7 protein-coding genes and 2 pseudogenes are annotated in these 6,810 nt (G+C 56.7%); 4 read left to right on the forward strand and 5 right to left on the reverse strand.

Going from position 1 to position 6,810, the window contains the following annotated elements:
- Positions 1–249 (forward strand): alpha/beta hydrolase (locus C9413_RS25415; protein WP_170251063.1); only part of this gene is annotated, 249 nt, incomplete at its 5' end.
- Between the two features lie 168 nt (positions 250–417).
- Here the strand turns inward: C9413_RS25415 and C9413_RS25420 are convergent.
- Positions 418–1,146 carry an AraC family transcriptional regulator gene (locus tag C9413_RS25420; RefSeq protein WP_223844110.1) on the reverse strand — a complete coding sequence of 243 codons (729 nt, stop codon included), beginning with the start codon at positions 1,144–1,146 and terminating at the stop codon, positions 418–420.
- A 468-nt stretch (positions 1,147–1,614) separates the two neighbouring features.
- Between C9413_RS25420 and C9413_RS25425 the strand changes: the two genes are divergently transcribed.
- Positions 1,615–2,448, forward strand: coding sequence for an AraC family transcriptional regulator (locus C9413_RS25425; protein WP_040114533.1), 834 nt, complete (start codon positions 1,615–1,617; stop codon positions 2,446–2,448).
- Between the two features lie 190 nt (positions 2,449–2,638).
- On the opposite strand, the gene C9413_RS25430 is transcribed toward C9413_RS25425, so the two are convergent.
- Together C9413_RS25430 and C9413_RS25435 are read right to left on the reverse strand one after the other, a co-directional pair.
- On the reverse strand, positions 2,639–3,091 hold the full coding sequence (locus C9413_RS25430) for a type II toxin-antitoxin system VapC family toxin (protein WP_040114532.1): 453 nt from the start codon (positions 3,089–3,091) through the stop codon (positions 2,639–2,641).
- Entirely contained in the window at positions 3,088–3,390 is a 303-nt protein-coding gene (locus C9413_RS25435) for a hypothetical protein (protein WP_040114531.1), read from the reverse strand. Before C9413_RS25435 ends, C9413_RS25430 begins: the two co-directional genes overlap by 4 nt.
- A gap of 163 nt (positions 3,391–3,553) precedes the next feature.
- Between C9413_RS25435 and C9413_RS33810 the strand changes: the two are divergent.
- Positions 3,554–3,670: pseudogene (locus tag C9413_RS33810) on the forward strand (aldehyde-activating protein); the annotation flags it as partial.
- 539 nt (positions 3,671–4,209) lie between these two features.
- On the opposite strand, the gene C9413_RS25440 reads toward C9413_RS33810, so the two are convergent.
- Positions 4,210–4,974, reverse strand: a complete 765-nt coding sequence (locus tag C9413_RS25440) for a hypothetical protein (protein ID WP_040114530.1) — start codon at positions 4,972–4,974, stop codon at positions 4,210–4,212.
- A gap of 295 nt (positions 4,975–5,269) precedes the next feature.
- Between C9413_RS25440 and C9413_RS25445 the strand changes: the two are divergent.
- Positions 5,270–5,634 (forward strand): annotated as a pseudogene (locus C9413_RS25445) (short-chain dehydrogenase/reductase); the annotation flags it as partial.
- 421 nt (positions 5,635–6,055) lie between these two features.
- Here C9413_RS25445 and C9413_RS25450 read toward each other — a convergent pair.
- Positions 6,056–6,810, reverse strand: a 755-nt coding sequence (locus C9413_RS25450; RefSeq protein WP_281408676.1) for an adenylate/guanylate cyclase domain-containing protein, incomplete at its 5' end; no start/stop codon positions are given.

A 6,810-nucleotide genomic window follows, 5' to 3' on the forward strand; every position in this document is an offset into this window, starting at 1 on the left:
GCTCATTACGATGGGATCAAGGCCTTCTCGGAGACCGACCAGACGGAAGACCTAAAGGCGATCATCGTTCCGACCCTCGTCATGCACGGCGACGACGACCAGGTCGTGCCGATCGACAACACCGGCAGGCTGTCCGTGAAGCTGGTGCAGAATGGTACTCTCAAAGTCTACAAGGGTTATCCGCACGGCATGCTGACAACCCATGCCGATGTCCTGAACGCCGATCTCTTGAAGTTCGTCGAGGCCTGATTAGCAAGTCCGGGTGCGGCTGTTAGCGCTGCATCCGGATTCGCGGTAAACAATTCCATCCAAACTGGTCCTCATCAGAACATTCCTAGGCTTCTTCCTCAAAGCCGAGATCGACGGGAATGGACGTGGGAAAGGTCGTAGAGCAGCGCCGCTCGATCGTGAAATCTGTTAGTGCCGGTTGCGTGAACGCCACTCTCCAGGAGTGACACCCACCGCCTTCGTGAAGGTCTCGACGAATGTGTTCTCATCCGCAAAACCGCACGTTTCTGCCACTTGGGCGATGGTCTCACCGGTCCGGCTCAGTTGTGATTGGGCCTTCTTCATCCGACACGCCGAAATCCATTCGAGAACAGACTGCCCAGTCGTATCAAAGAAGCCGGAGCGGAGCTCATCCGATGAAAAACCGGTCGCGTCGGCAATTTTATCGACCGGTATGTTTTCCGATAAGTTCGCAGCTATGTACGTCTTGATACGCTTTTCCTGCATAGGAGACAGCTGACCGCTGGCCAACAGGCGCTGGGCGGGCGACCGTCCGTAACGATGCGCGAGATGGGCGTTTAACGCCAGTCCGATATGCGGAAGCAGCGTATCCCTGACCTCTTCCGGCATATCGAACATCGGCATCAGTGCTCCACCAATATTGCGGATTACCTGATCGTCGACCCCGCGACAGGTCGCAAGGTCGTCGACGCGAGGTTCTCCTGCATCCTTCGCCAGCTCGTCAAAATGCGAGCTCGGGATATGAAACGCAAGGACCTCAAAACGACCTCGAATGGAGATTGCGGCTCCATCCTTCAGGCTGATTAGACAAATCGAGCCCCTGGGATACCTCTTGAAAGGTGCCGGAGGTCGGTCTGGCCAGATGTCGGAATGGTCGACATCGACGAGATAGAGCATGACCAGGAAGGCGTCATCGGGCGGAAGGAAGACAGGATGCTCGCCGTCATCATAGGAGTGGTCAAGATGCACGACAGAGAGCTTCGCCTCGCGAATAGGCCTGATCGCCAGCGCCCTCGCTGCCTCGACACCAAAACATGCCGCAATTCTCTCACTGGCCGCCAACGCTTCACTCACATGTGTCTCGATCATCCGGGCTGGGGACTGTATAGCCGTCCGCTGAGATGCCACGCCTTGAAGGTTCCTATACACCTTTCAAACATCTATCTTGAACAAAAGCATCCTCGTCGAAGAGATTCGGCGATCCACCAGAAGTCGGCGCGGAAGGCCTGAGCCACCAAAATGGGTCAGAACCCAGCTCCAGCGTCTTTAAAATGAAGGCTGTGCGTCTTGGTTCGAATTTCCGACCGTCACATCAAATCACCCGCTGGGCCGACGACGGATGGTTTTGGATGTCCTCTGAAGCAGTTGTCGATCAACCAGGCTTTGGCAGGATCGGATATCGCGGTCTTCCGCAAGGCGACGAGCGTCATGCGGCTCGATCAAGTCAAGACGTCGGCAAGCGATCGAGGTTTCGTTGTCGGCGTATCTTCGCTCGGTGGCCATACGCGGCGCATCTATCATCAACATCATGCGACCAACCACGATTTTACGGAAAATTCGATCTATATCCGCAATCTCTCCGAAGGCTACAAGGCAGATCTTAGCGGTCCTTTCGATTTCCTTCTGCTTGAAATTTCGCCTGCGTCTCTCATCAGGATTGCCGAAGGCGCTGAACTTCCTGGCGTGACGTCGCTGGCGGCCGAAACCGCTTCAAAAGATATCGTGCTTGCCAATCTTTGTCGCGCGCTGACCCCGGCACTCGAAAAACCCGAGGAGGCAAGCGCGCTGTTCGTCGACCAAATGGCGACTGCCATCGGGACCTATCTGGTCCAACGCTATGGCGGTCGGTCCATCGCGGCCTCCAACAGATCACGAAGCCTGTCGCGTTCGCATGAGCAACTGGCAAAAAGTCTGCTTCTCGAAAACCTCGACGGCAACATCTCGATTTCGGAGGTCGCGAAGGTCTGCAATCTGTCTCGCGGCTATTTCATTCGCGCTTTTCGGGAAACGACTGGGATGACACCATATCAATGGCTTCTCAGCGAGCGGGTGAATCGCGCCCGCGAGTTGCTTCGGGCCTCGAACGCGCCACTTGCCGAGGTGGCCATCGCCTGCGGCTTCGCGGATCAGAGCCATTTCACGCGGGTTTTTTCGAGTATCGCCGGCCTGACGCCTGGCAATTGGCGCCGAAACTCCTGAGTTAATATTCTGGGCTCTGTGAATGCGATGCAGTTGCAGGGCATCTGGCAGCCTTGCCGCCTCGGTCGCTTCCCGTTTGGCCGAACCAAGCGAGATCCGTCCAGCCATCGCAACGGTGAGGCAAGAGGCGTTTCAAACTCTGTGCCGCTGAAATCCTCGAAGTGAACCGGCCGGACCGTTCGAGCTATCGTCATCTGCCTACCTCCTGGTGGCTCCCAGAGGTACGGAGAGGGTTGATGATCTGCACGTCCTCGAAGTCTTTTTCATTGTCGGTCACGACGACGCACTCGTTCGCTTCGGCTACGGCGGCAATGATTGTGTCTAGCGCGCTTCGCGATCGGCCTTTAGCTTTGCCGTTGGCCATCAACCGCGCCCAGACGAGGCCAGCTTTCTCGTCGAACGATAAGACACGGCCAGCGAACAGCGCTTGCGGACCCTCGGGGCCTGCGAACCAAGCTTCAAGGCTGCTGCGCTTCTTGCCCTTTGGTTTCTCTAAGATACCTCGGCGGATTTCGGCGACGGTAAGCGAAGAAATGAAGAGATCTTCGTCCTTTTGCGCGCCCATCCACGTCAGCAGCGAGCCCGACGGCTCCGGCTTTATGACGTTGCTGATGATATTTGTATCAAGGAGGTAGCGCGTCACAGATCGACCTTACGCCCCTCTTCTCGCGGCCGGCTAAGGTCGAGATCCGCGCCAACCAGAGGTGAGCGACGCAACGCCGCGAGAATGCCGCCCACTTTCGAAGGTTCACCCGCCACTGCCTGCTGTATGGTCCGGCGGAGCTGTCCGGCTTCCGGACCTTCCTCCGTCAGTTTCCGGGCAAGGGATCGGAGTAGATCGCGGTCGGCGTCGAGCGCCTGGATCTCGAACCGTGCGATGCCACGCTCGGCCAGGCGGGACCGATAATTCTCGAGAGCTCTCTTCTGCGCACTGTTGCTCATCGCCTGCCTCCATGCTATATCCAGATATATAGCCGCGTTTTCTTTGGATGGCAAGGTTGGCGGGGTTCGGCCCCGGAAATGAAGATGGCCTGTCGGTCCCAAGTCGGGCAAAAGTGCCCTGAAGTGGTGCGATGCCCAATGCGCCCGCGACGCTCTTAGACTGATGCTCAGCGAACCGCCACAATCGACTGCGCTGTCTCACTGTTTGGCTTGTCAGCGAAGAACTGGTGCGCCGTTCAGCGCTGATGCGTTCTACTTAATTGACTGTGTGGACATATCTGAGGCTTCCTTGGTCATGGCTCGACAATCCCGCCTTGCCGGTCCGTTGCAGTACCCTCTTGTCATCAGAGACGGTCAAAAGCCGCAAAAAGCCTCCGACGTCTGGCGGAGACCTATGTCGAGCTGGGAACTGCACTGTCGCAGTAAGCCTTCGATACGGCTTCGAGCGTCGAGGCCAATTTATCTTGGCAAAATCAGCGGCCGCTGAGGCGACCAGCAATGCCATGTTGACAGTTTGAACACTGACATTGGTCTCTCCTGGCGTCGAGATCTGAAGCGGAGTTAACGACGCTCCACGAGGTAATTTTCGCGCGGCATCAGATTCGCCCCCCGAGTTCACCGAGTGGCGCAAAGTATGGGAGATGACCTGACACTGACGGAGTGACGCCCGCAGCAGCTCCAGAATTATGAGTGGGTCTCAGCCGCATTAGCGAAGTCTCTGCAGAAGATGACTATGGTTCGGAGCGCGACTGCCTCTCTGGTCGTTAAGGCTTCCAGAGGGGATTACCTGCCGCACGTTCTATCGCGCCGCCATCGCGCTCAGGGGCGCGATCGACCCGATCTCGATCGTCGCGTGGTTTCCACGACCTGCTGAGCGACGTAGAACAACAGCAAGACGGCGGCATTGAACTCCAGTAGTTCTTCCACCGCAGAGAATGTGCGGGAGGTCGTGGCTACATCGACCACCTGCGCCACGCCGATCAATCCGACGTGGAGGAAAATCAGCACGTGGTTGGAAAGCCGCGGCCATCTTGCGTCAATGCGCGTGTTCCATACGACTCTCAGCGCAAAGAGTAATGAGCCGAGAGAAACAGCAAGAATGAGTCCAATCAGTGCCCAGCCAAGACTTGGACTGAGATCGCCGAGAAGCCGGTAGGCCAGGATCAGCAAATCGTGGACGCCATCGAGTTCGCCTCCACCGTAGAGAGCTGGCGGTTGAAATCCAAGGATGCGAGCGCCAAAGCTTGTCTCATCCATCAACTCGACGAGGCCAAACAGGCCGCCCAGCAAAAAAGCCGCGCGCGGCCCAGATACGATAGCAGCTGAACCTGCCAAAAGCACAACGCTTGCCAGGCATACGGCGCCGCCGGTTTCGATGATGCCGTCTTCCCCGAGAAGAACGGCTCGGGAACCTGGCAGGAAGACGGCCGTCAAGACACTGCCCACCGTGCAGAGGGCGATCACTGTTATGGCCCATATGAGCCAGCGAAGTTGACTGATCTGCCGTAGCAGATCGGCAAAGCTAAAGCGCGTGAATTTGGCTAAGTCATCAATGTCTTCTGTGCGAACTTTGAGATTTTCCATCGCTCTGCCGTGTCATCTGTTTGTCATAAAACATAGTGATCCCACGAATGGCTGACCAATGACGTTGGCTTTCAGAACGTTTCAGCCGCATATATTCGGCGCGCAGCGCGCGGCTGGAGGCTTTCGTGGGGTTAGTAAACGCAAGCATGTTATGGCCGTCGCTCCTGCTGGAACGGCTGGATAACGGATTGGCGCCGGAGCTATTCCGCCGATTGTGACACTTTTTTGACCGGCTCTACACTTGCGTTGGCGTAATCACGAATGTCGTTTTCTTGTTTAGCGACGGCTGATGTAAATGGAATCGCTGCAGGCGGAGGTGGCACCACTCGGTATTGAGACTGTGATCGTCAATCCGGGCTTCTTCCGAACGGAGCTGCTGCTGACGAACCCACCCGATATGCCCCGCCGTCTGTGAACGACTACGACGAAAGGCGCGCAAAACACCTCGACTTCTGGAAATCCGCCAGCGGCCAGCAAAGCGGTGATTCCGCAAAACTCGCCCAAGCCTTGATCACCCTGGTCAATCAGCCGGAGCTGCCCCGCCGGTTCATCGCCGGAGCCGATGCCATCGGCATGGTGGAACAGAAAATCGCGCTGCTCCAGCAACAGATCGCGGCCTATCGGGAGCTTTCAAGTTCGCTTGCGTTCGACGTGAAGGCTTGGATCTTCTTCTGCAGAGGGCGCCAGCAACGCCCCTGCAGCGACACATGTCCTTCAAACCCCTGAAGGAGAATACGCTGTGCGTCGCGTTGCGTTCATCTGTGGTCTGATTCCAGATACGACCGACTCTTCACGTTCCCAAATTGCTCGCCTTGATCGGCTTAGCTAGAACCGCCGACCTGCACATTTAACCAGGCAATTCACAATCTATCTCTCTTCGCGCAAATCTTTTCTTGATCGCAACGGTTGTCATAAATCGTATAGGGAAGCCTGATCCGCACTTCGTCCACAGCGTGATGGGGCTATCGTCTCATCAGCACGCATTTCGGCATCTACGCGGCTTGAAACAGCAACCACGAACCGTTCTGCACCAGCGGTCGTTCTTTGCAACAGGGACGATGGAGCACGGCGACAGGATGTGTTATTCCAAAAGGTAGGTTGTGCATCTCCCGATGCCGCGAATATTGATGATTTCCCGGCGAGCGGGCATACGCCATTCGCCAATTGCATCGAACGTGGCTTGCGATATCTGAATTTGACCCGGTGCGCCGCAAGACTCCATGCGACTTGCGACATTCACCGTGTGTCCCCAGACATCATAGACAAAGCGTTTCCGACCGATTAGGCCAGCGATGACCGGCCCGCTATGAATGCCAATCCGCAAGGTGAGCGCTGAGCCATCATCGACTCGTCCAGACATTTCGGCCAGCAGTGCCTTGGCGAACGCAACGCCGGCGACGGCGTGATCCACGCGAGGGTCCAGTAGTCCCGACGCGGCCATATAGGCATCACCGATCGTCTTGATCTTTTCGATGCCATATTGATCAGCAAGTTCGTCGAAACGACTAAACAGGTCTCCCAGTCTCCGGACCAGTGCTGCAGCCGGCGTTCGCGCTGCAAATTCCGTGAAGTTGACGATATCGGCGAAAATAATCGTCACCATATCGATGCGATCGGCGATCACTTCCTCTCCGTCCGCAAGCCGCTTCACCACCTGCTTCGGAAGAATCGCATGAAGTAGGGCGTTTGCCCGCTCCTTCTCGAATTCTATCTGCGCCAGATATTGCTTTTCGAGCGTTCGCCAACGACGACGCTCGAGGCAGGCGGCAATGCGGGCTTTAAACAGGACGGGATTGATCGGTTTGCGGAGATAGTCCTCGGCACCCGCCTCAATGC

The organism is Rhizobium sp. SEMIA 4085 (assembly GCF_013004495.1).
Lineage (GTDB): Bacteria > Pseudomonadota > Alphaproteobacteria > Rhizobiales > Rhizobiaceae > Rhizobium > Rhizobium gallicum.

What these genes read in the sequence shown, in the direction of transcription:
- C9413_RS25440 (WP_040114530.1), bottom strand. Translation starts at nt 4,974, where the DNA reads ATGGAAAATCTCAAAGTTCGCACAGAAGACATTGATGACTTAGCCAAA.
- C9413_RS25435 (WP_040114531.1), bottom strand. Translation starts at nt 3,390, where the DNA reads ATGAGCAACAGTGCGCAGAAGAGAGCTCTCGAGAATTATCGGTCCCGC.
- C9413_RS25420 (WP_223844110.1), bottom strand. Translation starts at nt 1,146, where the DNA reads ATGCTCTATCTCGTCGATGTCGACCATTCCGACATCTGGCCAGACCGA.